This is a genomic window from Streptomyces sp. NPDC025793 (genome assembly GCF_055558375.1).
Genome location: NZ_JBVHMR010000005.1, coordinates 25705 through 50601, shown reverse-complemented (window position 1 = coordinate 50601; position 24897 = coordinate 25705). Strand labels below are relative to the sequence as shown.

Below are 24897 nucleotides of genomic sequence, written 5' to 3'. Positions count from 1 at the left end.
AGCGGCGGAGCGCTTACGCTGGGCGGTGTGCTGCGCGACGTGACTGCTGTTCGATACGTGACCCCCCTCCGGTCCGGCGGCTCCGTGCCCGCCGTCGTCGAGGCCGACGACCTCGGCACGTACGTCGTCAAGTTCACCGGCTCCGCGCAGGGGCACAAGGCGCTGGTCGCCGAGGTGATCGTCGGTGAACTCGCCCGCGCGCTGGGCCTGCGCTTCCCGGAGCTGGTGCTCGTCCACTTCGATCCGGCGATCGCCGCGGACGAGCCCCACCAGGAGGTCCGGGAGCTGCACGGCGCGAGCGCGGGGGTGAACCTCGGCATGGACCATCTGCCGGGCGCCGTCGACTTCACCCCCGAGATCGCGCAGGCCTTCCCGGTGGACCCGCTGGAGGCGGGCCGGATCGTCTGGCTGGACGCGCTCACGGTCAACGTGGACCGTACGGTGCACAGCTCCAACCTGATGGTCTGGCCCACGCGCGGCACTGCGGCGCCGCACCTGTGGCTCATCGACCACGGCGCCGCCCTCGTCTTCCACCACCGCTGGGACACCACGGACCCGGGCAGGACGTACGACTTCCGCCATCACGCGCTCGGCCACTACGGTCCCGACGTCCGCGCCGCCGACGCCGAACTGGCCCCCAGGGTTACCCGGGAACTGCTGCGCGGCATCGTGGCCGAGGTCCCGGACGCCTGGCTGGCCGAGGACGCGGGCTTCGCGACCCCCGACGACGTCCGCGCCGCCTACGTCGACCACCTCCTGGCCCGGGTGCGGCTGTCGGGCACGTGGCTGCCCACCGACTTCCCGAGCCGCGAGCAGCTCGCCGCCGAGGAGGCGCTGCGCGCGGCGAAGAGCCAGGCGGGCCGTCCGGCCTGGCTCAAGCAGGTCCCCGACCTGCACGGCAAGCCGGCCGCGGCACAGGACTGGTCGGTCCACCTGGGGTGAACACGCGCGAGCGGTCCCGGGAAGGCTCCCGGGACCGCTCGGCCGTCCGCGATGCTCAGCCGCGCAGCTGCTCGTACGCCGGCAGGGTGAGGAAGTCGGCGTAGTCCTCGTCCAGGGAGACCTTCAGCAGCAGGTCGTGGGCCTCCTGCCAGTGCCCGGCGGCGAAGGCCTCCTCGCCGATCTCCTGGCGGATGGCGGACAGTTCCTCGGCGGCGACCTTGCGGGCCAGCTCCGGCGTGGCCGTGTCGCCGTTCTCGAACTCGACGCCCGCGTTGATCCACTGCCAGATCTGCGAGCGGGAGATCTCGGCGGTGGCCGCGTCCTCCATCAGGTTGAAGATGGCGACCGCGCCGAGGCCGCGCAGCCAGGCCTCGATGTAACGGATGCCCACCTGGACGGCGTTGACCAGACCGGCGTACGTCGGCTTCGCGTCCAGCGAGTCGATCGCGATCAGGTCGGCCGCCTCGACGTGGACGTCCTCGCGCAGCCGGTCCTTCTGGTTCGGCCTGTCACCGAGCACCTTGTCGAAGGACTCCATGGCGATCGGCACGAGGTCGGGGTGGGCGACCCAGGAACCGTCGAAACCGTCGTTCGCCTCGCGGTCCTTGTCGGCGCGGACCTTCTCGAAGGCCACCTTGTTGACCTCGGCGTCGCGCCGGGACGGGATGAACGCGGCCATGCCGCCGATCGCGTGCGCGCCGCGCTTGTGGCAGGTGCGCACCAGGAGTTCGGTGTACGCCCGCATGAACGGGGCCGTCATCGTCACGGCGTTGCGGTCCGGCAGGACGAACTTCGCGCCGCCGTCACGGAAGTTCTTGACGATGGAGAACAGGTAGTCCCAGCGGCCGGCGTTCAGCCCCGAGGCGTGGTCGCGCAGTTCGTAGAGGATCTCCTCCATCTCGTACGCGGCCGTGATGGTCTCGATCAGGACGGTCGCGCGGACGGTGCCCTGCGGGATGCCGACGTGGTCCTGGGCGAAGACGAAGACGTCGTTCCAGAGGCGGGCCTCCAGGTGCGACTCGGTCTTCGGCAGGTAGAAGTACGGGCCCTTGCCGAGGTCCAGCAGGCGCTGGGCGTTGTGGAAGAAGTACAGGCCGAAGTCGACGAGGGCGCCCGGGACCGGCGTGCCGTCGGCGTCGGTCAGATGACGCTCGTTCAGGTGCCAGCCGCGCGGACGCATGACGACGGTCGCCAGCTCCTCGGCCGGGCGCAGCGCGTACGACTTGCCCGACGCCGGGTCGGTGAAGTCGATGTTCCGCGTGTAGGCGTCGGCCAGGTTGAGCTGACCGAGGACGACGTTCTCCCAGGTGGGCGCGGAGGCGTCCTCGAAGTCGGCGAGCCAGACCCGTGCGCCCGAGTTGAGGGCGTTGATGGTCATTTTGCGGTCGGTCGGGCCGGTGATCTCGACGCGCCGGTCGTTCAGCGCGGCCGGGGCCGGGGCGACCCTCCAGGAGTCGTCCGCGCGGATCGCGGCCGTCTCCGGGAGGAAGTCGAGCGTGCAGGTGCGGGCGATCTCGGCGCGGCGCTCGGCCCGGCGGGCGAGGAGTTCGTCACGGCGCGGGGTGAACCGCCGGTGCAGCTCCGCCACGAAGGCGAGCGCCGCGTCCGTGAGGACCTCTTCCTGCCGGGGCAGGGGCTCGGCGTCGACGATGGCCAGCGGGGACGGCGCTGGTGCGGACATGAGCTGTCACTTCCTTCAGCGGTGGCACCGGGTGCCTAGTGGCACGAATAGGGCGAACAGCGCCCGCTGTGCGGTCAGGCGCTTCTGAGCAGTGGATACTAGTTTCCTCATCGTGGAACTTCAATGGTTTGTTGACGTCGAGATTCTCCGGGTCGAGGAAAGGTGGCGCTCGGTGCCACCGTGCTCACTCAAGGTGGCGCAGGTCGGCCTCGGTGTCGATGTCGTACGGCTCGGCCACGTCCGCGCACTCCACCAGCCGGAGCTCGCTCTCGTGTCCCTTCAGATAGGCGCGGGCCCCGCGGTCGCCGGTGGCGGTCCGCGCGATGCCCGCCCAGTGGGCCGACCCGAACAGCACGGGATGCCCGCGCACCCCCGCGTAGGCGGCCGAGACCAGCGATTTCTCGTCCTGGTGGGCGTCGAGCACCCGGGCCGCCGCGGCCACCCCGATGCCCGGCTGGTCGACGAGGCTCACCAGGGCCGCGCGCGCCCCCGTGCCGGCGAGCGAGTCCAGCCCGGCCCGCAGCGAGGAGCCCATGCCCTCGGCCCAGCCGGGGTTGTCCACGAGGACGCAGCCGCTCAGCTCGGCCCGCGCCCGGACCTCGTCGGCCCGGGCGCCCAGGACCACGTGGATCCGACGGCATCCGGCGGCGCGCAGCACCCCCACCGCGTGTTCGACCAGCGGCCGCCCCCGGTGCTCCAGCAGCGCCTTCGGCCGCCCGCCGAGCCGTCGCCCGCCGCCTGCGGCGAGCACCAGCCCGGCGACCTCCGCGTGCTCCTCGTGATGCGTGTCCGTCATGTGTCCTGCATACCTGACGCGGGCGGCGACGGCGCGTTTCCTTGGGCTGAATTTCGGTCGGCGCGGTGGCGCTCCCGGACGGGGTGGCGTTTACTGACCCGCGCACGACGGCGTGCGAGGGGGAGGGCTGTGTTGCGGAGCTTGGGGCAGAGGCCAGTGATCGGCAGTGACGAGGACCCGAGAGTGACGGAACTGCGGACCGCGGTGTCCCGGTTGCGGCGCGAACTCGCCATACTGCCCTCCGAGTTCCCCGACCGGGGCATAGCGGAGGACGAACTGGCGGCCCTCGCGGCGATGGCCTCCGGCGGCGCACCGGAGATCCCGCGCCTGCGCAGTTCCCTGTTACTGATCGCGGGCGCGATCGGCTCGGTGAGCGCCCTGGCGAGGGGCCTCAGGGGCGTACGGGAGGCGGTCGATCTCTTCGGGGAGCCGACGCAGCGGGGCTAGGGCCTGTCGTCACATCCCCGCCTGCCGTGCGGCGCCCGGCACGCGCTCCCCCGGAGGGGGCACCCCCAGCGGCGTTGTCGTCACTCGCCGACTCCCCCACGCTCGGCTTCGCTCGCGCGGGAGGGGCCCCCACGACCCCGCTCGGGTCGGCCGGACCGCACTGTCCCTCACGGCCGGCCTGATCCAAAGGACACCCCCTGGTCGCGGTTCACCCGGGGGAGGGGCCGTATCCGCTACGCGCCCGAACTCGCCAGCGCCTGGGACAGCTCCAGCGCGATTCCCTGCAGCACCGGCACGATCTTCTCGGTCGCGGCCTCGGTCACCCGGCCGGCCGGCCCCGAGATGGAGATCGCCGCGGCCGTCGGGGACTCCGGCACGGACACCGCGAGGCAGCGCACGCCGATCTCCTGCTCGTTGTCGTCGACCGCGTACCCCAGCTGCCGTACCTCGTCCAGCGCCGCCAGGAACCCGTCGGGCGTGGTGATCGTCTTCTCGGTCGCGGCCGGCATCCCGGTCCGGGCGAGCAGCGCCCGCACCTCGTCGTCCGGCACCCCTGCGAGCAGCGCCTTGCCGACGCCGGTGGAGTGGGGGAGCACCCGCCGGCCCACCTCGGTGAACATCCGCATCGAGTGCTTCGACGGCACCTGCGCCACGTACACGATCTCGTCGCCGTCCAGCAGCGCCATGTTCGCCGTCTCGCCGGTCTCCTCGACCAGCCGCGCCAGGTACGGCCGCGCCCAGGTGCCGAGCAGCCGGGACGCCGACTCGCCGAGCCGGATCAGGCGGGGGCCGAGGGCGTAGCGCCGGTTCGGCTGCTGGCGGACGTAGCCGCAGGCGACCAGGGTGCGCATCAGCCGGTGGATGGTCGGCAGCGGCAGCCCGCTGGTCGCTGACAGCTCGCTGAGGCCCACCTCGCCGCCCGCGTCCGCCATCCGCTCCAGCAGGTCGAAGGCGCGCTCGAGGGACTGGACACCGCCGCCGGCGGAGGACTTGGCGGAGTCGGTGGTGCTGGCGCTGGACGTCGGCACGGCGCGTTCCTTTCGGGACTGGCGGGAGGGAAGAAGCCTACCCGGCAGTCGGTTGACTCCCCGCTTGTACGTAGCTACGTTCTGCTTGTTGGAATTCTAATTCCGCTTTGTGGAAACGTCCAGAGTGGGTGCGAGTGGCGTGCTGCCCAGAAGTGTGCCCCTTGACGGCGCGGAAGCGGGAGTGAAGACTCCTTCAACAGAACGTTGAAATCCGTTACGTGGGTGTACATCCCGTTTCCTGGGCGTAAAACGGCGGTACAGAGAGGGGTTCGGGTGTCCGACGCTGAACTGGTCCTGCGCTCGACGCGCGTCATCACTCCGGAGGGGACGCGGGCCGCCACGGTCACCGTGTCCGCCGGGAGGATCACGGCCGTCCTGCCGTACGACGCCGAGGTTCCGGCCGGCGCCCGGCTGGAGGACGTCGGCGACCATGTCCTGCTGCCCGGCCTGGTCGACACCCACGTACACGTCAACGACCCGGGCCGCACCGAGTGGGAGGGCTTCTGGACCGCCACGCGCGCGGCGGCGGCCGGCGGCATCACCACGCTGATCGACATGCCGCTCAACTCCCTCCCGCCCACCACGACCGTGGACCACCTGCGGGTGAAGCAGGACGTGGCCCGCGACAAGGCCCACATCGACGTCGGCTTCTGGGGCGGCGCCCTGCCCGACAACGTCAAGGACCTGCGCCCGCTGCACGACGCCGGCGTCTTCGGCTTCAAGGCGTTCCTGTCCCCGTCCGGCGTGGACGAGTTCCCGCACCTCGACCAGGACCGGCTGGCCCGGTCCCTGGCGGAGATCGCCGGCTTCGACGGGCTGCTGATCGTGCACGCCGAGGACCCCCACCACCTCGCCGCCGCCCCGCAGCACGGCGGCCCGAAGTACACCGACTTCCTCGCCTCCCGCCCGCGCGACGCCGAGGACACCGCCATCGCGACCCTTGTCGCGCAGGCGAAACGGCTCCACGCGCGCGTGCACGTCCTGCACCTGTCCTCCAGCGACGCGCTGCCGCTGATCCGCGCCGCCCGCGCCGAGGGCGTCCGCATCACCGTGGAGACCTGTCCGCACTACCTCACCCTCACGGCCGAGGAAGTCCCGGACGGCGCCAGCGAGTTCAAGTGCTGCCCGCCCATCCGCGAGGCCGCCAACCAGGACCTGCTGTGGGAGGCGCTGGCCGACGGTACCATCGACTGCGTCGTCACCGACCACTCGCCCTCCACCGCCGACCTGAAGACCGCCGACTTCGCCACCGCCTGGGGCGGCATCTCCGGCCTCCAGCTCAGCCTGTCCGCCGTGTGGACGGCGGCACGCGCGCGTGGACACGGCCTGGAGGACGTCGTGCGCTGGATGTCCACGCGGACCGCCGCACTGGCGGGCCTCGGCCAGAAGGGCGCCATCGAGGCGGGCCGCGACGCCGACTTCGCCGTCCTCGCCCCGGACGAGACCTTCACCGTGGACCCGGCCGCCCTCCAGCACCGCAACCGCGTCACCGCGTACGCCGGCAAGACCCTGTACGGCGTCGTGAAGTCCACCTGGCTGCGCGGCGAACGCATCGCCCACGAGGGCGAGTTCACCGAACCGAAGGGCACGCTGCTCGCCCGCCCCCAGTAATGCACCCCGCCCCCCGCCCACTCCCGGAAAGGAACCCCTGATCACCGTGACGGCGACCTCCAGCTTCACCGGCGACGCGAACCCCTACGCGGGCGGTGACCCGTACGCGGACTACCGCACCGCCGACTTCCCCTTCACCCAGTACGCCAACCTCGCCGACCGGCAGCTCGGCGCGGGCGTGGTCGCCGCCAACGACGAGTTCTTCGCCCAGCGCGAGAACCTGCTGGTGCCCGAGCGGGCCGAGTTCGACCCCGAGCACTTCGGCCACAAGGGCAAGGTCATGGACGGCTGGGAGACCCGCCGCCGACGCGGTGTCTCCGCCGAGCACCCGTGGCCGACCGCCGAGGACCACGACTGGGCGCTGGTCCGCCTCGGCGCGCCCGGCGTGATCCGCGGCATCGTCGTCGACACCGCCCACTTCCGCGGCAACTACCCGCAGGCCGTCTCCGTCGAGGCCGCGTCCGTCCCCGGCTCGCCCTCTCCCGGGGAACTGCTCGGCGACGACGTGAAGTGGACGACGATCGTCCCGCGCACCGCGGTCGGCGGCCACGCGGCGAACGGCTTCGCCGTGTCCGTCGAACAGCGCTTCACGCACCTGCGCGTCAACCAGCACCCCGACGGCGGCATCGCGCGGCTGCGCGTGCACGGCGAGGTCGTCCCCGACCCCGCGTGGCTGTCGGTGCTGGGCACCTTCGACGTGGTCGCGCTGGAGAACGGCGGCCGGGTCGAGGACGCCTCCAACCTCTTCTACTCCCCGGCCACCAACACCATCCAGCCGGGCCGCTCCCGCAAGATGGACGACGGCTGGGAGACCCGCCGCCGCCGTGACCAGGGCAACGACTGGATCCGCTACCAGCTGGTCGCCCAGTCCCGGATCCGCGCGATCGAGATCGACACCGCCTATCTGAAGGGCAACAGCGCCGGCTGGGCGTCGGTCTCCGTACGGGACGGCGAGGACGGCGACTGGACGGAGATCGTTCCCCGCACCCGCCTCCAGCCCGACACCAACCACCGCTTCGTGCTGCCCGCCCCGGCCGTCGGCACGCACGCGCGCGTGGACATCTTCCCCGACGGCGGCATCTCCCGCCTGCGGCTGTTCGGCTCCCTGACCGAGGACGGCGCGGCCCGGCTCGCCGCCCGCCATCAGGAACTGGGCGGCTGACCCACCCCGCGCGCGTGGGGCGCCCCGGCCTGGACAGCACCGGGCGCCCCGCGTGTCACCCGTACGGACCCGATCGCGGCCGCCCGGAACTTACGGGCCCGTGTCCGGCGTTCTTCCCCACGTGACCCTTCAGCAAGAGATCGTCGGCAACGCCATGCAGATGGCGGTCGTCAACCTGCAACCCGGCCAGACCGTGTACTGCGAGGCCGGGAAGTTCCTCTTCAAGACGACGAACGTGACCATGGAGACGCGGCTGTCCGGCCCGTCCGGAAACGGCAGCGGCGGCCAGCAGGGGCAGGGCGGCGCGGGCGGCGGGATGGGCGGCCTGCTGCGCCAGGCCATGGGCACCGCCATGCAGGTGGGCCAGCGCGTGCTCGCGGGCGAGTCGCTGGCGTTCCAGTACTTCACCTCCCAGGGCGGCGAGGGCACGGTCGGCTTCGCGGGCGTCCTCCCGGGAGAGATGCGCGCGCTGGAACTCGACGGCACGCGCGCGTGGTTCGCCGAGAAGGACGCCTTCGTGGCCGCCGAGTCCACCGTCGACTTCGGCATCGCCTTCGCCGGCGGCCGCACCGGCATGAGCGGCGGCGAGGGCTTCGTCCTGGAGAAGTTCACCGGGTACGGCACGGTGATCATCGCCGGCGCGGGCAACTTCATCGACCTCAACCCGGCCGACTTCGGCGGCCGCATCGAGGTCGACACCGGCTGCGTGGTCGCCTTCGAGGAGGGCATCCAGTACGGGGTCCAGCGCATCGGCGGCCTCAACCGCCAGGGACTGATGAACGCCGTCTTCGGCGGCGAGGGCCTGTCCCTGGCCACCCTGGAGGGCAACGGCCGGGTGATCCTGCAGTCCCTCACCATCGAGAGCCTGGCCAACGCCCTGAAGAAGGCCCAGGGCGGCGACAAACAGGGCCCGACCGGCGGACTGTTCTCCACGCACGCGGGCTGAACCGATGAGTTCCGGGGGCCGGCGGGGTCCGATGGGGTGACAGCAGACCCCGCACCCGGAAGAAGGCACCTCCCATGGGCAAGCTCGTCTCCACCCTCTTCGTCACCCTCGACGGCGTCTACCAGAGCCCGGGCGGCCCCCGCGAGGACACCCGGGACGGCTTCACACAAGGCGGCTGGAGCTTCCCGCTCGCCGACGACGACTCCGGCCGCTTCGTCACCGAGGTCTTCGAGCGCGCCGGCGCCTTCCTGCTCGGCCGCCGTACGTACGACATCTTCGCCGCCTACTGGCCGCGGGTGACCGACCCGGCCAACCCCTTCGGCTCGCGCCTCAACACCCTGCCCAAGTACGTCGTCTCCGCCACCCTCCAGGATCCCGAGTGGTCCGGCACCACGGTGCTCGGCGGCGACCTCGCCAAGGAGGTCCAGGCCCTCAAGGAGCGCACCGACGGCGAACTCCAGGTGCACGGCAGCGGCGCCCTGGTCCGCTCCCTGATCGGCCTGCGCCTCCTCGACACCCTGCACCTGCTGACCTTCCCGGTCCTCCTCGGCTCCGGTCGCCGGCTGTTCCCGGACGGCACGGCCCCCACCCGCTTCCGGCACACCGGCGGCCGCGTCACCGGATCGGGCGTCTCCCTCCAGACGTACGACCTGGCGGGCGACCCGGAGTACGGCTCGTACGACCTCCCCGAGGACGCCTGAGGCCGGCCCCGACCCCCGGCCGGCAAATCCGTGGCCGAAGATCGTCGCCGCCGGTACGGTGAGCCCGCCCCGTGCGAGCCGCAGACGTCTCCGCACCCCCACCGGAGACCCGGAGAGCCGCCCGCATGTCCTCGATCGCCGTACCGGGCGCCGCCGCCGCGCCCCGCCGTGCCTGGCACACCGACCTGCCCGTCCTGCTCGTCGCGGTCTGCTGGGGCGCCAGCTATCTCGCCGCGAAGGACATCGTCACCGCCCGTACGGTGCTCGCCGTCCTCGTCCTGCGCTTCGCGCTCGCCGTGCCCGTCCTGGCCGTCGCCGGCCGCCGTGCGCTGCGCGCGCTCACCGGCGCCCAGTGGCGCGGCGCGGCCCTGCTCGGGCTGATCCTCAGCGGGATCTTCCTGCTGGAGACCTACGGCGTCGTCCACACCTCGGCGACCAACGCCGGCCTGATCATCAGCCTCACCATGATCTTCACCCCGCTCGCCGAGGCCGCCGTCACCCGCACCCGGCCCACCCCGGCCTTCCTCGGCGCGGCGCTGCTGTCGGTCCTCGGTGTCGTCCTGCTCACCCAGGGCGGCGGCTTCACCCGGCCCTCGTCCGGCGACCTGCTGATGCTGCTCGCCGCGCTCGCCCGCACCGTGCACGTCCTCGCGATGTCCCGCATCAGGGCCGTACAGGGAGCGGACGCGCTGCCGCTCACCACGGTCCAACTCGGCGCGTCCGTGGCCGTCTTCGCCCTGCTGTCGGCCCTCTCCGGCACCCCGGCGCCCTGGACGGTCGCGGCGGACCTCGACGCCCGGGACTGGGCCGGGCTGCTGTTCCTGGCCGTGCTGTGCACGGTGTTCGCGTTCTTCGTGCAGATGTGGGCGGTGCGCCGTACGTCCCCCTCGCGGGTCGGGCTGCTGCTCGGCACCGAACCGCTGTGGGCGGCTGCGACCGGCATCGCCCTCGGCGGCGAACGGCTCGGCGCGCTCGGTCTGACAGGGGGCGCGCTGGTGCTCGCGGGGACCGCGTGGGGGCGCAGAGCGGCAGGTTAACTTTCTGAAAACTCAGCGGACTTGAAGGGAAAATCTTCAACCTTGTCGTTGACATGCCAACGTCTACGCGCGTCATCATGGGGGCATGAGATTCCCCCCACGTGCAACTCGCATCGGCGCCGCCGCCGCGCTCCTGTCCGCCCTCGTCGTCGGCGGCACCGTCTCCGCCACCTCGGCGAACGCCGCGGCCGACTCGGTCGGCAGCATCTGCTACAGCGCCCTGCCGTCGCAGGCCCACGACACCCTGGACCTGATCGCCCAGGGCGGCCCGTACCCGTACTCGCAGGACGGCGTCGTCTTCTCCAACCGCGAAGGCGTCCTGCCCAGCCAGCCGTCCGGGTACTACCACGAGTACACCGTGATCACGCCCGGTTCGCCCACGCGCGGCGCCCGGCGCATCGTCACCGGCGAGCAGTCCCAGGAGGACTACTACACCTCCGACCACTACGCCACGTTCAACCTGGTCGACTTCGGCTGCTGAGCCGGACGTCGGAACCCGGAAGAACATCCGGAAGAACAGCGCGACAACGGTGACGCGGTAGACGTATCGCGTCCGCCGTACTCACGTACCCGTTCGTCTCGCCCCGCGGCCCTCCCCCCACTCCGGGCCGAGGGGCGAGCGGCGTCCGGGCCGATGCCCGCGGCGCGGAGCCGTACGAAAGTCGGCGATCCCGCGACTTTGGTAGCCGATCCCGCGCGCGGGGCGGCCGGCAGGGGCGCGCTCTGCGTAGATTTGTCGACCGTGACTGAAGACAGACCCCAGCCGGCCCCCGTCCCCGGGAACGGGCTGCGCCGCTGGATGCTCCCGTCGGCCGTGGTGCGGGAACTGGACCCGGACGCGGTCCCCGAGGGCCGTCGGCCACGGCGCACGGCCCGGGACTGGGCCGTCGACACCTGCTGCTTCCTGATGGTCACCCTGCTGTACCTGGTGACCGCGCTGTCCCTGGTGCAGCACCCCGACGTGCCCAGGGGACTCGTCGCCGCCGACGCGGTGCTGGGCGGCCTGGCCTGCCTCGCGGTCTGGGTGCGCCGCCGCTGGCCGGTCGGTCTCGCCGTCGTGATGATCGCCGTCGGCTTCGTCTCCTCGACCGCGGGCTGGGCCGAACTGGCCTCCCTGTTCACCGTCGCCGTGCACCGGCCGTTCCGGTGCGTCGCCTGGACCGCCGGCGCCACCCTCGCCCTCGCCCCCCTCTACTACTGGCTGCGCCCCGAGAGCGGGCTGCCGTACCTCGCCTCCCTGGTCTTCGCGCTGCTGCTCACCGTCTGTGTCGTCGGCTGGGGCATGTTCGTGCGCTCCAAGCGGCTGCTGATGCTGAGCCTCCGGGACCGGGCGCACCGGGCGGAGACCGAGGCGCGGCTGCGTGCCGAGCAGGCGCAGCGCCTCGCCCGCGAGGACATCGCCCGCGAGATGCACGACGTGCTCGCCCACCGGCTGACCCTGCTGAGCGTGCACGCCGGAGCCCTGGAGTTCCGGCCGGACGCGCCGCGGGAGGAGATCGCGCGGGCCGCCGGTGTCATCCGGGAGAGCTCCCACGAAGCCCTCCAGGACCTGCGGGAGATCATCGGGGTGCTGCGCACCGGCGGCTCGGACGACGCGGCGGGCGGCCGCCCGCAGCCCACGCTCGCCGCGCTCGAACCACTCGTCGCCGAGTGCCGCGAGGCCGGTATGAAGATCACGCTCGACCATCGCGTCGCCGACCCCGGCGCCGTACCCGCCTCCGTCGGCCGCACCGCGTACCGCGTCGCGCAGGAGGCCCTGACCAACGCCCGCAAGCACGCCCCCGGCGCCGAGGTCACCCTCCGCCTCAGCGGCACCCACGGCGACGGCCTCGCGATCACCGTCACCAACCCGCCGCCCGAGTCCGAGGCCCCGCCCGTCCCCGGCTCCGGCCAGGGCCTGATCGGCCTCACCGAACGCGCGACCCTGGCCGGCGGCCGCCTGCAGCACGGCACCACACCCGACGGCGGCTTCGAGATCCGGGCCTGGCTGCCCTGGGGGTGAACGGACGGGGCCACGGGCCGCGCGAACCGTGATTACGTTGGGCCCATGACGCCGATCAGACTCCTCCTCGTGGACGACGACCCCTTGGTGCGCGCCGGACTCGCGCTGATGATGGGCGGGGCCGAGGACATCGAGATCGTCGGGGAGGCCGCCGACGGCGCCGAGGTCGAGGAACTCGTCGGGCGCACCCGGCCCGACGTCGTCCTGATGGACATCCGTATGCCGTCGGTGGACGGGCTCGCCGCGACCCGGCTGCTGCGCGCGCGTGCGGACGCCCCGCAGGTCGTGGTGCTCACCACCTTCCACGCGGACGACCAGGTGCTGCACGCCCTGCGTGCGGGCGCCGCCGGGTTCGTCCTGAAGGACACCGCGCCCGCCGAGATCGTCGACGCCGTGCGCCGGGTCGCCGCCGGGGAACCGGTGCTGTCGCCCGCCGTCACCCGCCAGCTGATGCGGCACGCGGCGGGCACCGCCGCCGACTCCCGCCAGACACGCGCGCGTGAGCGGCTCGCCGCACTCAACGACCGTGAGCGGGAGGTCGCCGTCTTCGTCGGCCGCGGCCTGGCCAACGCCCAGATCGCCGCCGAGCTCTTCATGAGCGTGGCCACCGTCAAGACCCATGTCTCGCGCATCCTCGCCAAGCTCGGCCTCAACAACCGGGTCCAGATCGCCCTGCTCGCCTACGACGCGGGACTGCTCGACGAGGACGGGCACTGAAGACGGGGCCGGGGACGGGCACTTACGCCGCGTGCCGTGCGTTGTCCCGGTACCGGCGGACGTCCGGTGGGCCTCGGGGGAGTCCGGAAGGGGAGCTGTGGACAGGCAACAGGTGGTCGATCTGGGGGCGTTCGAGCCGGCGCTGCACGAGGACCCGCACCCGGTGTACGCCCGGCTGCGCGGGCAGGGCCCCGTGCACCGCGTCCGGCTGCCCGGCTGGGGCGAGGACGCCTGGCTGGTCGTGGGGTACGAGGAGGCGCGGGCGGCTCTCGCCGACCCCCGGCTGGCCAAGGACACCAGCAAGATCGGCGTGACCGTCATGGAGCGGGAGATGGTCGGCGATCACCTGCTGGCCACCGATCCGCCCCAGCACACCCGGCTGCGCGCTCTCGTCACGCGCGCGTTCACGATGCGCCGGGTGGAGCAACTGCGCCCGCGGATCCAGCAGATCACCGACGAGCTGCTGGACGAGATGCTCCCGGCGGGCCGCGCCGACCTCATCGGTTCCCTCGCCTACCCGCTGCCCATCACGGTCATCTGCGAACTGCTCGGCGTCCCGGACATGGACCGCGCGGAGTTCCGCAAGACGTCCACCGCGGTGGTCGCGCCGGCCGACGGGGAGGCCGAGCAGGCCGCGGTCGTCCGCCTCGGCGAGTACCTCACCGAGCTGATCGAGGACAAGCGCGGCTCCGCCCCCACCGACGACCTGCTGAGCGACCTGATCCGCACCACCGCCGAGGACGGCGACCGGCTCTCCGCACAGGAACTGCGCGGCATGGCCTTCCTGTTGCTGATCGCCGGCCACGAGACCACCGTCAACCTCATCGGCAACGGCGTCCACGCCCTCCTCACCCACCCCGGCCAACTCGCCGCCCTGCGGGCCGACATGGGCCTCCTGGACGGCGCCGTGGAGGAGATGCTGCGCTACGAGGGCCCGGTGCACAGCGCCACGTACCGCTTCGCCGCCGAGCCCCTGGAGATCGGCGGCACACCGATCGGGCGGGGCGAGCACGTGGTGGTCGGCCTCACCGCCGCCCAGCGCGACGACGCCCGCTACGACGACCCCGACCGCTTCGACATCCGCCGCGACACCCGGGGCCACCTCGCCTTCGGCCACGGCATCCACTACTGCCTCGGGGCGCCCCTGGCCCGCCTGGAGGGCCGCATCGCCATCGGCACCCTCCTGCGGCGCGCCCCGGGCCTCGCGCTCGACGGCACCCCGGGCGAGTGGCTGCCGGGCCTGCTGATGAGGGGGATGCGCAGCCTCCCGGTGCGCTGGTGACCGGCCGCTGACGGCCGAAGGCTGGGGGAGCGAGTCGAGCGAGGCGCACGACAGGCCCCCGGCCCCGCGCCGATCCGCGGTCAGCCGTACGACGGCTGCGCCCGGTCCGGGACCTCCGCGAGGGCCACCGGGCGCCGCTCGCGCCGGGAGATCTCGCAGGCCTCGGCGATCCGCAGCGCCTGGAGGGCCTCACGGCCGTCGCAGGGGTTCGGCCGCTCGCCCCGCACCACCTCGACGAAGGCGTTCAGCTCGGCCTCGTAGGCGGGCCCGAACCGCTCCAGGAAGCCCGTCCACGGCTTGTCCGCGGGCGGCGGCCCGGTCGGCTCGGTCGAGGCGAGCGGCGTACGGTCGTCCAGGCCCACCACGGCCGTGTCCCGCTCCCCGGCCAGCTCCATGCGCACGTCGTAGCCGGCGCCGTTCAGCCGGGTCGCGCTCACCGTGGCCAGCGTGCCGTCGTCCAGGGTGAGCAGGGCCGCGCCGGTGGCCACGTCACCGGCCTCGCGGAACATCACGGGCCCGGCGTCCGACCCGGCGGCGTACACGTCCACCACCTCATGGCCGCTCACCCAGCGCAGCACGTCGGCGTCGTGGATCAGCGTGTCCCGGAACAGCCCGCCGGACAGCCGCAGCCAGTCGGCCGGGGGAGGGGCCGGGTCGCAGGTCAGCGCCCGTACGGTGTGCAGCCGCCCGAGCCGTCCCGAGCGCACCGCCTCCCGGGCACCGGCGTACCCCGCGTCGAAGCGCCGCTGGAACCCCATCTGAAGGATCGTTCCGGCGCTCTCCACCTCGGTGAGCGCGTGCAGGGTGCCGGGCAGGTCGAGCGCGATCGGCTTCTCGCAGAAGACCGGCAGGCCCGAGCGCGCCGCCCGGCCGATCAGTGCGGCGTGCGCCGCCGTCGCCGTGGTGATCACCACCGCGTCCACGCCCCAGGTGTAGATCTCGTCCACCCCCGGGGCCGCCGTCTCGCCCAGCCGGTGCGCCAGTTCCTGGGCCCGCGCGGGATCCGCGTCCGTCAGGATCAGCGAGCCGACCTCGCGGTGGCGGCTGAGCGTTCTCGCGTGAAGGGTGCCGATGCGGCCCGTACCGATGACCCCGATGCGCATGGAAACAAAGTGAGGGCGGACCCCGCGTGCTGTCAATGCGTATGTCCGGACAATCGGACTACACAACTTCCCGTCAACCCATCACGCGGCTACGCTCAGCCCCGTGCCGAAACCAGATGTGGACCCGACCGTCGCGCTCGACCTCCGTGTGGACCGTAGTTCGCCGGTGCCCCTGTACTTCCAGCTCTCCCAGCAGCTGGAGGCCGCGATCGAGCACGGCAGCCTCACCCCGGGCAGTCTGCTGGGCAACGAGATCGAGCTGGCCGCACGGCTCGGCCTGTCCCGGCCGACCGTCCGGCAGGCGATCCAGTCCCTGGTCGACAAGGGCCTGCTCGTGCGCCGCAGAGGCGTCGGCACCCAGGTCGTGCACAGCCAGGTCAAGCGCCCGCTGGAGCTGAGCAGCCTCTACGACGACCTGGAGGCGGCCGGTCAGCGCCCCGCGACCAAGGTGCTGGTCAACACCGTCGTACCGGCCTCCGCCGCGGTCGCCGCCGCGCTCGGTGTCGCCGAGGGCGACGACGTGCACCGCATCGAGCGGCTGCGGCTCGCGCACGGCGAACCGATGGCGTACCTGGTCAACCACCTGCCGACCGGCCTGCTCGACCTGGACACCGGGCAGCTGGAGGCCACCGGCCTGTACCGGCTGATGCGCGCCGCCGGGATCACCCTGCACAGCGCCCGCCAGTCCATCGGGGCCCGCGGCGCCACGGCCGCCGAGGCCGAGCGGCTCGCCGAGGCCGAGGGCGCACCGCTGCTCACCATGCAGCGCACCACCTTCGACGACACCGGCCGGGCGGTCGAGTTCGGCGACCACACCTACCGCCCGAGCCGCTACTCCTTCGAGTTCCAGCTGCTCGTACGGCCGTGACCCGAGCCCCCGACCTCCTCACAATGTCCGGACAAGAGGACGGTTACGCCACCCCCTGCCCTGTCACGCGTGTTCATGGTGTTCGATACTGGAGCATTTGGGGCCGCTGAAGACTGATCACCGGCCCCTTCCGTACGTACGAACACGGCAAGAACGCAAGAAGGGCACGGCCTCGTGGCACGGTTTCGGACCTGGGCAGTCATCGCACTGACGGGGGCACTTTCGCTGTCCCTGGGGGCGTGCAGCAGCACCGGCGGCAAACGGGCCGAGGACGCCCGCAAGGCCGCGGCCGCCCAGGGCAGGGCGGCGGTGAACACCCCGCGCTGGACCTTCGCGATGATCACCCACTCCGGAGACGGCGACACCTTCTGGGACATCGTGCAGAACGGCGCCCGGCAGGCCGCCGTCAAGGACAACATCAACTTCCTGTACTCCCACGACGACCAGGCCCAGCAGCAGGCGCAGCTGGTGGACGCGGCCGTGGACAAGAAGGTCGACGGGATCATCGTCACCCTCGCCAAGCCGGACGCGATGAAGGCGGCCGTGGCCCGCGCCGAGAAGGCCGGCATCCCGGTGATCACGGTGAACTCCGGCTCCGAGGAGTCCAAGGCCTTCGGCGCCCTCACGCACATCGGCCAGGACGAGTCCGTCGCGGGCGAGGCCGTCGGCGACGAGCTGAACGCGCGCGGGAAGAAGAAGGCCCTGTGCGTGCTGCACGAGCAGGGCAACGTCGGCCACGAGCAGCGCTGCGACGGCGTGGCTAAGACCTTCCACGGCACGCTCCAGAAGCTCTACGTCAACGGCACGAACATGCCCGACGTGCAGTCCGCGATCGAGGCCAAGCTCCAGGCCGACACGTCCATCGACTCGGTCGTCACCCTCGGCGCGCCGTACGCCGACACCGCCGTGAAGGCGAAGGGCGACGCGGGCAGCAAGGCCGAGATCGACACCTTCGACCTCAACGCACAGGTCGCCGCCGAACTGAAGAACGGCACCCTCGGCTTCGCCGTGGACCAGCAGCCGTACCTCCAGGGCTACGAGGCGGTCGACCTGCTGTGGGCCTACAAGTACAACGGCGACGTCCTCGGCGGCGGCAGGCCCGTGCTGACCGGCCCGCAGATCGTCACCAAGGACCAGGCGTCCGCGCTGGCCGCCTACACCGAGCGGGGCACCCGATGAGCGCCTCCGTCGATGAAAGGATTCTGCGGACGTCTCCGCTGAAGAAGCTCCTCGCCCGGCCGGAACTGGGCTCGGTCGTCGGAGCGCTCGCCGTCCTCGTCTTCTTCGCCGTCACCGCCGACGGCTTCCTCGACGCCGGCAGCCTCAGCACGGTCCTGTACGCCTCCTCGACCATCGGGATCATGGCCGTACCGGTGGCGCTGCTGATGATCGGCGGCGAGTTCGACCTGTCGGCCGGTGTCCTGGTGACGTCCTCGGCGCTGATCTCCTCGATGGTCAGCTACCAGATGACGGCCAACACCTGGGTCGGCGTCGGCGTGTCCCTCCTCGTGACGCTGGCCGTCGGCGCCTTCAACGGCTTCATGCTCACCCGCACCAAGCTGCCCAGCTTCATCGTCACGCTGGGCACCTTCCTGATGCTGACCGGCCTGAACCTCGGCTTCACCAAGCTGATCGACGGCACCGTGTCCACCAAGACCATCGGGGACATGGAGGGCTTCCCCGCCGCCCACGCCGTCTTCGCCTCGACGTTCACCATCGGCGGGGTCGGCGTCAAGGTCACCATCCTGTGGTGGCTCGCCCTGGTGGCCCTGGCCTCCTGGATCCTGCTGCGCACCCGCGCCGGCAACTGGATCTTCGCCGTCGGCGGCAACCAGGACGCGGCCCGCGCGGTCGGCGTCCCGGTCACGGCGACCAAGATCGGCCTCTACATGGGCGTCGCGTTCGGCGCCTGGATCTCCGGCCAGCACCTGCTCTTCTCCTTCGACGCCGTCCAGTCCGGCGAGGGCGTCGGCAACGAGCTGATCTACATCATCGCGGCCGTCATCGGCGGCTGCCTGATCACCGGCGGCTACGGCAGCGCGATCGGCTCCGCCGTGGGCGCCCTCCTCTTCGGCATGACCAGCAAGGGCATCGTCTTCGCCGAGTGGAACCCGGACTGGTTCAAGTTCTTCCTCGGAGCGATGCTGCTCCTCGCGACCCTGCTCAACCACTGGGTCCGAGGGCGCGCGGAGGCGACGGCATGACCGACGACGTGACGGACGACATGAGCGGCGCCGCGGCCGGGGCCACCGGGCGCACGGCGCTGGTCGAGCTGACCGACGTGGCCAAGCACTACGGCAACGTACGCGCCCTGGAGGGCGTCTCGCTGGAGGTCCACGCGGGCGAGATCACCTGCGTCCTCGGCGACAACGGCGCCGGCAAGTCCACCCTGATCAAGATGATCGCCGGCCTGCACGGCCACGACGCCGGAACCCTGCGCATCGAGGGCGAGGAGACCCGCCTGACCTCCCCGCGCGACGCCCTGGACCGGGGCATCGCCACGGTCTACCAGGACCTCGCCGTCGTCCCGCTGATGCCGGTCTGGCGCAACTTCTTCCTGGGCTCCGAGCCCCGCAGGGGCGCGGGTCCCTTCAAGCGCCTGGACACCGCCCTCATGCGCCGCACCACCCGCGAGGCCCTGCTCCGCATGGGCATCGACCTGCGCGACGTCGACCAGCCCATCGGCACCCTGTCCGGCGGCGAACGCCAGTGCGTGGCGATCGCCCGAGCGGTCCACTTCGGCGCGAAGGTCCTGGTCCTGGACGAGCCGACGGCGGCACTGGGCGTGAAGCAGTCCGGTGTGGTCCTGAAATATGTGGCCGCGGCACGTGACGAGGGCCTGGGCGTCGTCCTGATCACCCACAACCCGCATCACGCGTACCTGGTGGGGGACAGGTTCGTCCTGCTGCGCCGGGGCACGATGGTGGGCAATCACACACGGGACGGGATATCGCTGGACGAGCTGACCCAGCAGATGGCGGGAGGCTCCGACCTGGACGCCCTGGTCCACGAACTGCGGCGAACCTGAGAGGCCCGGGGGCGCGGGGCCACATCGATGTACGGCTCCGCGGCCGGGCGCACCGAGCCACGACGCACCCGCGCCCACGCACCCGCGCCCCCTTCCCCGTACGGCACCCATACCTGCGGTGAGGCAGAATCGACGAACGATGAGCACCTATCGCGACCTCACCGCTCCCATCGGCTCCCGCCGAGCCCCCGTCCTGCGCACCGTGGGCACCAGGGAACGCCGCTCCCACCTGACCGCACCCCGGGTGCCCACGGTCGGCATCGACATCGGCGGCACCAAGGTCATGGCGGGCGTCGTGGACGCCGACGGCAACATCCTGGAGAAGCTCCGCACGGAGACCCCGGACAAGTCCAAGAGCCCCAAGGTCGTCGAGGACACCATCGTCGAACTGGTCCTGGACCTGTCCGACCGGCACGACGTGCACGCGGTCGGCATCGGCGCCGCCGGCTGGGTCGACGCCGACCGCAACCGCGTCCTGTTCGCCCCGCACCTGTCCTGGCGCAACGAGCCCCTGCGCGACCGCCTGAGCGGCCGTCTCTCCGTGCCGGTCCTGGTCGACAACGACGCCAACACCGCCGCCTGGGCGGAGTGGCGCTTCGGCGCCGGGCGCGGCGAGGACCACCTCGTCATGATCACGCTCGGCACCGGCATCGGCGGCGCCATCCTGGAGGACGGCCAGGTCAAGCGCGGCAAGTTCGGCGTCGCGGGCGAGTTCGGCCATATGCAGGTCGTGCCCGGCGGCCACCGCTGCCCCTGCGGCAACCGTGGCTGCTGGGAGCAGTACAGCTCCGGCAACGCCCTCGTCCGCGAGGCCCGGGAGCTGGCCGCCGCCGACTCCCCGGTGGCGTACGGGATCATCGAGCGCGTCAAGGGCAACATCGGCGACATCACCGGCCCGCTGATCACCGAGCTGGCCCGCGAGGGCGACGCGATGTGCATCGAGCTGCTCCAGGACATCGGCCAGTGGCTCGGCGTCGGCATCGCCAACCTCGCCGCCGCCCTCGACCCCTCCTGCTTCGTGATCGGCGGCGGTGTCTCGGCCGCCGACGACCTGCTCATCGGCCCGGCCCGGGACGCCTTCAAGCGCCACCTCACCGGCCGCGGCTACCGCCCCGAGGCCCGCATCACCCGCGCCCAGCTCGGCCCCGAGGCCGGCATGGTCGGAGCGGCCGACCTCGCCCGGCTGGTCGCCCGCCGGTTCCGCCGCGCCAAGCGCCGCCGCGTGGAGCGCTACGAACGGTACGAGCGCTATACCCAGGCCCGTCGCGACCGGGACACCGCATGACCGCGGCACTGCCCCGCCAGGCGGCCCCGCCGGACGAGCCGCGCCGCCCCGCCGAGAACCCCGGGCACAAGGCCAGACGGCGCGCGCTCACCCTGCTCATCATCGGCCTGCTGATCGGCATCCCGGCCGGCTATCTGGTGATCTCCGCCAACCAGAGCCGCAACAGCGGCAAGGACAAGGAGGCGAAGTACGCGGCGACCGGCCTCACCCCCGGCCTGCCGTCGAGGGTGCAGAGCCGCCTCTACCAGGTGACGGCTCCGCACCCGGCCGACTCCCCCGCCTCCTACGAGACGAACAACTGGAAGACCAGCCGCCTCTACGTGCAGTTCCGCACCAACGACGCCGGCCTCGACGCCTTCCTGGAGTCCATGGGCACGCGCCGGGCCGAGCTGAGGAAGGGCGACATCGCCATCGGCGCCCGCGACCAGAAGGTCAGCGGCTGGCGCTTCACCGGCACCGTCGCCTGGTGGGGCCTCACCCACGCGCAGAAGAACCCGGCCCCCACCCAGGACGTGGTCGTGAACATGTCCGACCCGAAGAACCCGGTGGTGTACGTCGTCTCGCGCACGGTGCCGTAGCGCCGGGCCACGGCCGGTGCCGACCGGTGTCCGGGGCCCGTTGTCAGACCCCGCCCGTACAGTCGAAGGCGTCCGACGGCGTCCGATGGCGTCCGACGACGTCTGATCCGGTACGCGGGCGGGAGGTGGCAGGACATATGAGCACGGGCACGGGCACGGCCGTGGCGGCGGGACGCACGGACGGTTCCGGGCGGGCCGAGGACCTGGTCCCGGTGCGCCTGGCGTCGGTCTATCTGCCCGCGCCCCTGCCGCGCCAGGGCCGCATCGCCTTCTGGGACCCCGACGGCGACCCCCTGCCCGGCCCGGGCGACCCCGAGGAGCTCACCGTCGTACGACGGCACGGTGCCGGTGTGCGCCGCCGGCAGGTCCCCGCGCTGACCCTCCCGCTCGCCGACGCCCTGCCGCTGCTGGTGCGGGCCCGCCGGGACCCGGCCGCCCACCCGGCGACGGCCTGCTGGGGCGCCGCCGCGCTGCACGCGCTGCGGCTGGTCGCCCGCGGCCGGCTGCTGCCGGGCCTGACCGCCGGCGGCCACGACGCCTGGCGGGCCGGCCCGCTGGAGCCCGACGACATCGCCCATCTGCGCGCGGTGGCCGCGGCCCTGCCCCCGGAGGGCCACGCCGTGCCGCTCACCGGCACCGGCCCGCTGCGGCTGCCCGAGCCCGAGGCCCTGGTCCGCTCCTTCCTGGACGCGGTCGCCGACACCCTGCCGCGCACCCCGGCCGCCCCGCACACCGCCGGCCGGCCCTTCGCCGCCCGCGAACCCGTGGCCCTGCCCCGCGCTCACGCCTGGGCGGCCGAGGTCGCCGCCGGCATGGACGCGGGGGTACGGATCTCGCTGCGCCTGGACCTGTCCGCGTACGACGTCTTCGACGCCGGCGCCAGTGACGGCGCGCGGGCCGCCGGAGCGGCGATCGTGCAGGTCCACAGCCTCGCCGACCCCACCCTGGTGGCCGACGCGGCGGCCCTGTGGGCGGGGGAGGCCGACGCGGCCTTCGGCCCCCGCGCGCGCGTGGACGCCGCCCTCGCGCTGCGGCGCGCGGCCCGCGTGTGGGCGCCCCTGGACCGGTTCGCCGAGCAGGACGTGCCCGACGTGCTCGCCCTGTCCGAGGAGGAGCTGGGCGAGCTGCTGGGCGTCGCCGCCTCCCGGCTGGCCGCCGCCGGGGTCGCCGTGCACTGGCCCCGGGACCTCGCCCGCGACCTCACGGCCGCCGCCGAGGTCCGCCCGGCACCCGGCTCGGCGACCGACGGCACCGGCTTCTTCGAGAGCGAGGACCTCCTCCGGTTCCGCTGGCAGCTGGCGCTCGGCGGCGACCCGCTCAGCGAGGCCGAGATGGACGCCCTCGCCGAGGCCCACCGTCCCGTCGTACGCCTGCGCGACCGCTGGGTTCTGGTCGACCCGGCACTGGTCCGCAAGGCCCGCAAGCGTGAACTGGGCCTGCTCGACCCGGTCGACGCCCTGTCCGTGGCGCTCACCGGCACCGCCGAGGTCGACGGCGAGACCGTCGAAGCCGTGCCGACCGGCGCCCTGGCAGCTCTCCGCGACCGTCTCACGGCGGGCCTGCACCCGGCCGACCCCCCTCCGGGGCTCGCCGCCACCCTCCGCGACTACCAACTGCGCGGCCTGGCCTGGCTCGACCTCATGACCTCCCTCGGCCTCGGCGGCTGCCTCGCCGACGACATGGGCCTCGGCAAGACCGTCACCCTCATCGCGCTGCACCTGAAGCGGGCCCGCACCGAGCCGACCCTCGTCGTCTGCCCGGCCTCCCTGCTCGGCAACTGGCAGCGGGAGATCACCCGGTTCGCGCCCGGCGTCCCCGTCCGCCGCTTCCACGGCCAGGACCGCACCCTGGACGGCCTGACGGGCGGCTTCGTCCTCACCACGTACGGCACGATGCGCTCGGCGGCCGAACAGCTCGCCGACCACCCCTGGGGCATGGTCGTCGCCGACGAGGCCCAGCACGTGAAGAACCCCTACTCGGCCACGGCCAAGGCGCTGCGCACGATCCCGGCCCCCGCGCGCGTGGCCCTCACCGGCACCCCGGTGGAGAACAACCTCTCCGAACTGTGGGCCCTGCTCGACTGGACCACCCCCGGCCTCCTCGGCCCCCTGAAGTCCTTCCGCGCCCGCCACGCCCGCGCGGTGGAGAACGGCGAGGACCAGGAGGCCGTGGACCGCCTCGCCCGTCTGGTCAGCCCCTTCCTCCTGCGCCGCAAGAAGTCCGACCCGGGCATCGTCCCCGAACTGCCGCCCAAGACCGAGACGGACCACCCGGTGCCCCTCACCCGCGAGCAGGCCGCGCTCTACGAGGCGGTGGTGCGCGAGTCGCTGCTCGCCATCGAGACCGCCGAGGGCATCGCCCGCAGGGGGCTGGTCCTGAAGCTGCTGGGCGCCCTGAAGCAGATCTGCGACCACCCCGCGCTCTACCTGAAAGAGGAGGCAGGCGGGGGTCGCCTGGCGCACCGCTCCGGCAAACTCGCCCTGCTGGACGAGCTGTTGGACACCCTGCTCGCCGAGGACGGCTCGGCGCTGGTGTTCACCCAGTACGTCGGCATGGCCCGCCTCATCACCGCGCACCTGTCCGCCCGCGCGATCCCGGTGGACCTGCTGCACGGCGGCACCCCGGTCCCGGAACGCGAGCGCATGGTCGACCGCTTCCAAGCCGGCGAGACCCCGGTCCTGGTGCTGTCCCTGAAGGCGGCGGGCACCGGCCTGAACCTCACCCGCGCGGGCCACGTCATCCACTTCGACCGCTGGTGGAACCCGGCGGTGGAGGAGCAGGCCACCGACCGCGCCTACCGGATCGGCCAGACCCAGCCCGTCCAGGTCCACCGCCTGGTCACCGAGGGCACGGTCGAGGACCGCATCGCCGAGATGCTCAGCGCCAAGCGTGCCCTCGCCGACGCCGTCCTGGGCTCCGGCGAGGCGGCCCTGACCGAGCTGACCGACCGCGAACTGTCCGACCTCGTCTCCCTCCGGAGGACCCCATGAGCCTCCCCCCGGAGGACCCCACGACCTCCCCCGCCCCCCGCCCCGCCGACGCGGCCCGCCAGGCCCTGCGGGCAGCCCGGCAACGGGCCGACGCCGAGCGCGGGCAGGCACGGGACGGGGAGGAGCCGACCCCCGCCGGTGCGGCCGTTCGTGGGCCGGGGCCGGCTCGGCAGGGGGCCGGGGCCGGATGCGAGCAGGTGCGGGAGGGGAACGAGGAGACTCCTGCCGGCCTGGCCCACCGCGTGCTCAAAGAGGCACGGCAACGGTCGAAGGCAGGGCGCGCGCCACAGTCCGCGAAGGCGGGGGAGGACTCCGCCGGCGTCACGGGGGCACCGGTGGGGCGGGGCGGCGGTGAGTCGTGGCCGGAGGATGCGGATGCGGACGCCTCCCGCCCGGGCGCGGCCCCGGTCGGCGCCACCATTCCGGTCCGGGACGAGAACCCCGCGTCCCGGGCCCGCACTGTCACCTCCGCCGGAGCTCGGCCCGGCGACATCGCCAGGGAAGCGCTGCGAGCCGGGGCACCGGTGGGGCGGGGTGGCGGTGAGTCGTGGCCGGAGGATGCGGATGCGGCCGCCTCCCGCCCGGGCGCGGCCCGGGCCGGCGCCACCATTCCGGTCCGGGACGAGAACCCCGCGTCCCGGGCCCGCACTGTCACCTCCGCCGGAGCTCGGCCCGGCGACATCGCCAGGGAAG

Annotated in this window: 22 protein-coding genes and 1 pseudogene; 19 read left to right on the top strand and 4 right to left on the bottom strand. The window is 72.9% G+C overall.

Annotation, left to right across the window (positions count from 1 at the left end; all coding sequences use genetic code 11):
- Nucleotides 1-27: 27 nt before the first annotated feature.
- Entirely contained in the window at nucleotides 28-942 is a 915-nt protein-coding gene (locus tag ACZ4MF_RS12625; RefSeq protein WP_467492015.1) for a HipA family kinase, read from the top strand.
- A 55-nt stretch (nucleotides 943-997) separates the two neighbouring features.
- On the opposite strand, the gene aceB is transcribed toward ACZ4MF_RS12625, so the two are convergent.
- Complete coding sequence (gene aceB, locus ACZ4MF_RS12620; RefSeq protein ID WP_467492014.1) at nucleotides 998-2623, bottom strand: malate synthase A; 1626 nt, start codon at nucleotides 2621-2623, stop codon at nucleotides 998-1000.
- Nucleotides 2624-2807: 184 nt separating this feature from the next.
- Nucleotides 2808-3419, bottom strand: coding sequence for a nucleotidyltransferase family protein (locus ACZ4MF_RS12615; protein WP_467492013.1), 612 nt, complete (start codon nucleotides 3417-3419; stop codon nucleotides 2808-2810).
- A gap of 129 nt (nucleotides 3420-3548) precedes the next feature.
- Here ACZ4MF_RS12615 and ACZ4MF_RS12610 point away from each other — a divergent pair, with 129 nt between their 5' ends.
- On the top strand, nucleotides 3549-3866 hold the full coding sequence (locus tag ACZ4MF_RS12610) for a DUF5955 family protein (RefSeq protein WP_467492012.1): 318 nt from the start codon (nucleotides 3549-3551) through the stop codon (nucleotides 3864-3866).
- 233 nt (nucleotides 3867-4099) lie between these two features.
- On the opposite strand, the gene ACZ4MF_RS12605 is transcribed toward ACZ4MF_RS12610, so the two are convergent.
- The gene (locus ACZ4MF_RS12605) at nucleotides 4100-4894 is read right to left on the bottom strand and encodes an IclR family transcriptional regulator (protein WP_362820726.1); all 795 of its coding nucleotides are present in this window, start codon (nucleotides 4892-4894) and stop codon (nucleotides 4100-4102) included.
- A 273-nt stretch (nucleotides 4895-5167) separates the two neighbouring features.
- On the opposite strand from ACZ4MF_RS12605, the gene allB reads away from it, so the two are divergent.
- From allB to ACZ4MF_RS12560, 9 genes are all read left to right on the top strand, one after another.
- Nucleotides 5168-6505 carry an allantoinase AllB gene (gene allB, locus ACZ4MF_RS12600; RefSeq protein WP_467492011.1) on the top strand — a complete coding sequence of 446 codons (1338 nt, stop codon included), beginning with the start codon at nucleotides 5168-5170 and terminating at the stop codon, nucleotides 6503-6505.
- 46 nt (nucleotides 6506-6551) lie between these two features.
- A complete protein-coding gene (alc, locus tag ACZ4MF_RS12595) occupies nucleotides 6552-7667 on the top strand; it encodes an allantoicase (RefSeq protein ID WP_467492010.1) in 1116 nt (371 codons plus the stop codon).
- Nucleotides 7668-7788: 121 nt separating this feature from the next.
- Nucleotides 7789-8613 carry an AIM24 family protein gene (locus ACZ4MF_RS12590; protein WP_362820729.1) on the top strand — a complete coding sequence of 275 codons (825 nt, stop codon included), beginning with the start codon at nucleotides 7789-7791 and terminating at the stop codon, nucleotides 8611-8613.
- A gap of 74 nt (nucleotides 8614-8687) precedes the next feature.
- Nucleotides 8688-9314: a dihydrofolate reductase family protein gene (locus ACZ4MF_RS12585; protein WP_467492009.1), complete on the top strand. Its 627-nt coding sequence runs from the start codon at nucleotides 8688-8690 to the stop codon at nucleotides 9312-9314.
- A gap of 125 nt (nucleotides 9315-9439) precedes the next feature.
- Nucleotides 9440-10351, top strand: coding sequence for a DMT family transporter (locus tag ACZ4MF_RS12580; protein ID WP_467492295.1), 912 nt, complete (start codon nucleotides 9440-9442; stop codon nucleotides 10349-10351).
- 85 nt (nucleotides 10352-10436) lie between these two features.
- Nucleotides 10437-10832, top strand: a complete 396-nt coding sequence (locus ACZ4MF_RS12575; RefSeq protein ID WP_467492008.1) for a guanyl-specific ribonuclease — start codon at nucleotides 10437-10439, stop codon at nucleotides 10830-10832.
- A gap of 252 nt (nucleotides 10833-11084) precedes the next feature.
- The gene (locus tag ACZ4MF_RS12570) at nucleotides 11085-12353 is read left to right on the top strand and encodes a sensor histidine kinase (protein ID WP_467492007.1); all 1269 of its coding nucleotides are present in this window, start codon (nucleotides 11085-11087) and stop codon (nucleotides 12351-12353) included.
- A 45-nt stretch (nucleotides 12354-12398) separates the two neighbouring features.
- On the top strand, nucleotides 12399-13070 hold the full coding sequence (locus ACZ4MF_RS12565; protein WP_467492006.1) for a response regulator: 672 nt from the start codon (nucleotides 12399-12401) through the stop codon (nucleotides 13068-13070).
- 97 nt (nucleotides 13071-13167) lie between these two features.
- Nucleotides 13168-14352 carry a cytochrome P450 family protein gene (locus ACZ4MF_RS12560; RefSeq protein ID WP_467492005.1) on the top strand — a complete coding sequence of 395 codons (1185 nt, stop codon included), beginning with the start codon at nucleotides 13168-13170 and terminating at the stop codon, nucleotides 14350-14352.
- A gap of 80 nt (nucleotides 14353-14432) precedes the next feature.
- Here the strand turns inward: ACZ4MF_RS12560 and ACZ4MF_RS12555 are convergent, their stop codons facing one another.
- Nucleotides 14433-15455: a Gfo/Idh/MocA family protein gene (locus ACZ4MF_RS12555; protein WP_467492004.1), complete on the bottom strand. Its 1023-nt coding sequence runs from the start codon at nucleotides 15453-15455 to the stop codon at nucleotides 14433-14435.
- A gap of 118 nt (nucleotides 15456-15573) precedes the next feature.
- On the opposite strand from ACZ4MF_RS12555, the gene ACZ4MF_RS12550 reads away from it, so the two are divergent.
- The 8 genes and pseudogenes from ACZ4MF_RS12550 to ACZ4MF_RS12515 all read left to right on the top strand — a co-directional run.
- Nucleotides 15574-16323 carry a GntR family transcriptional regulator gene (locus ACZ4MF_RS12550; protein WP_356025445.1) on the top strand — a complete coding sequence of 250 codons (750 nt, stop codon included), beginning with the start codon at nucleotides 15574-15576 and terminating at the stop codon, nucleotides 16321-16323.
- A 174-nt stretch (nucleotides 16324-16497) separates the two neighbouring features.
- Complete coding sequence (locus tag ACZ4MF_RS12545) at nucleotides 16498-17502, top strand: sugar ABC transporter substrate-binding protein (protein ID WP_467492003.1); 1005 nt, start codon at nucleotides 16498-16500, stop codon at nucleotides 17500-17502.
- Entirely contained in the window at nucleotides 17499-18527 is a 1029-nt protein-coding gene (locus ACZ4MF_RS12540) for an ABC transporter permease (RefSeq protein ID WP_467492002.1), read from the top strand. Before ACZ4MF_RS12545 ends, ACZ4MF_RS12540 begins: the two co-directional genes overlap by 4 nt.
- A gap of 20 nt (nucleotides 18528-18547) precedes the next feature.
- Nucleotides 18548-19351, top strand: a complete 804-nt coding sequence (locus ACZ4MF_RS12535) for an ATP-binding cassette domain-containing protein (protein WP_467492294.1) — start codon at nucleotides 18548-18550, stop codon at nucleotides 19349-19351.
- Nucleotides 19352-19490: 139 nt separating this feature from the next.
- On the top strand, nucleotides 19491-20636 hold the full coding sequence (locus ACZ4MF_RS12530; protein WP_356025258.1) for an ROK family glucokinase: 1146 nt from the start codon (nucleotides 19491-19493) through the stop codon (nucleotides 20634-20636).
- A complete protein-coding gene (locus ACZ4MF_RS12525; RefSeq protein WP_467492001.1) occupies nucleotides 20633-21214 on the top strand; it encodes a sugar kinase in 582 nt (193 codons plus the stop codon). The genes ACZ4MF_RS12530 and ACZ4MF_RS12525 overlap by 4 nt, the downstream gene beginning before the upstream one ends.
- 137 nt (nucleotides 21215-21351) lie before the next feature.
- The gene (locus ACZ4MF_RS12520) at nucleotides 21352-24204 is read left to right on the top strand and encodes a DEAD/DEAH box helicase (protein WP_467492000.1); all 2853 of its coding nucleotides are present in this window, start codon (nucleotides 21352-21354) and stop codon (nucleotides 24202-24204) included.
- A pseudogene (locus ACZ4MF_RS12515) lies at nucleotides 24201-24897 on the top strand (hypothetical protein); the annotation flags it as partial. The gene ACZ4MF_RS12520 and the pseudogene ACZ4MF_RS12515, both read left to right, overlap by 4 nt.

Excerpts from the sequence above, each read along its gene's own strand:
- aceB (WP_467492014.1), bottom strand. The coding sequence starts at position 2,623 with ATGTCCGCACCAGCGCCGTCCCCGCTGGCCATCGTCGACGCCGAGCCC.
- ACZ4MF_RS12615 (WP_467492013.1), bottom strand. The coding sequence starts at position 3,419 with ATGACGGACACGCATCACGAGGAGCACGCGGAGGTCGCCGGGCTGGTG.
- ACZ4MF_RS12585 (WP_467492009.1), top strand. The coding sequence starts at position 8,688 with ATGGGCAAGCTCGTCTCCACCCTCTTCGTCACCCTCGACGGCGTCTAC.
- ACZ4MF_RS12580 (WP_467492295.1), top strand. The coding sequence starts at position 9,440 with ATGTCCTCGATCGCCGTACCGGGCGCCGCCGCCGCGCCCCGCCGTGCC.
- ACZ4MF_RS12575 (WP_467492008.1), top strand. The coding sequence starts at position 10,437 with ATGAGATTCCCCCCACGTGCAACTCGCATCGGCGCCGCCGCCGCGCTC.
- ACZ4MF_RS12565 (WP_467492006.1), top strand. The coding sequence starts at position 12,399 with ATGACGCCGATCAGACTCCTCCTCGTGGACGACGACCCCTTGGTGCGC.
- ACZ4MF_RS12555 (WP_467492004.1), bottom strand. The coding sequence starts at position 15,455 with ATGCGCATCGGGGTCATCGGTACGGGCCGCATCGGCACCCTTCACGCG.
- ACZ4MF_RS12540 (WP_467492002.1), top strand. The coding sequence starts at position 17,499 with ATGAGCGCCTCCGTCGATGAAAGGATTCTGCGGACGTCTCCGCTGAAG.
- ACZ4MF_RS12535 (WP_467492294.1), top strand. The coding sequence starts at position 18,548 with ATGAGCGGCGCCGCGGCCGGGGCCACCGGGCGCACGGCGCTGGTCGAG.
- ACZ4MF_RS12530 (WP_356025258.1), top strand. The coding sequence starts at position 19,491 with ATGAGCACCTATCGCGACCTCACCGCTCCCATCGGCTCCCGCCGAGCC.
- ACZ4MF_RS12525 (WP_467492001.1), top strand. The coding sequence starts at position 20,633 with ATGACCGCGGCACTGCCCCGCCAGGCGGCCCCGCCGGACGAGCCGCGC.
- ACZ4MF_RS12520 (WP_467492000.1), top strand. The coding sequence starts at position 21,352 with ATGAGCACGGGCACGGGCACGGCCGTGGCGGCGGGACGCACGGACGGT.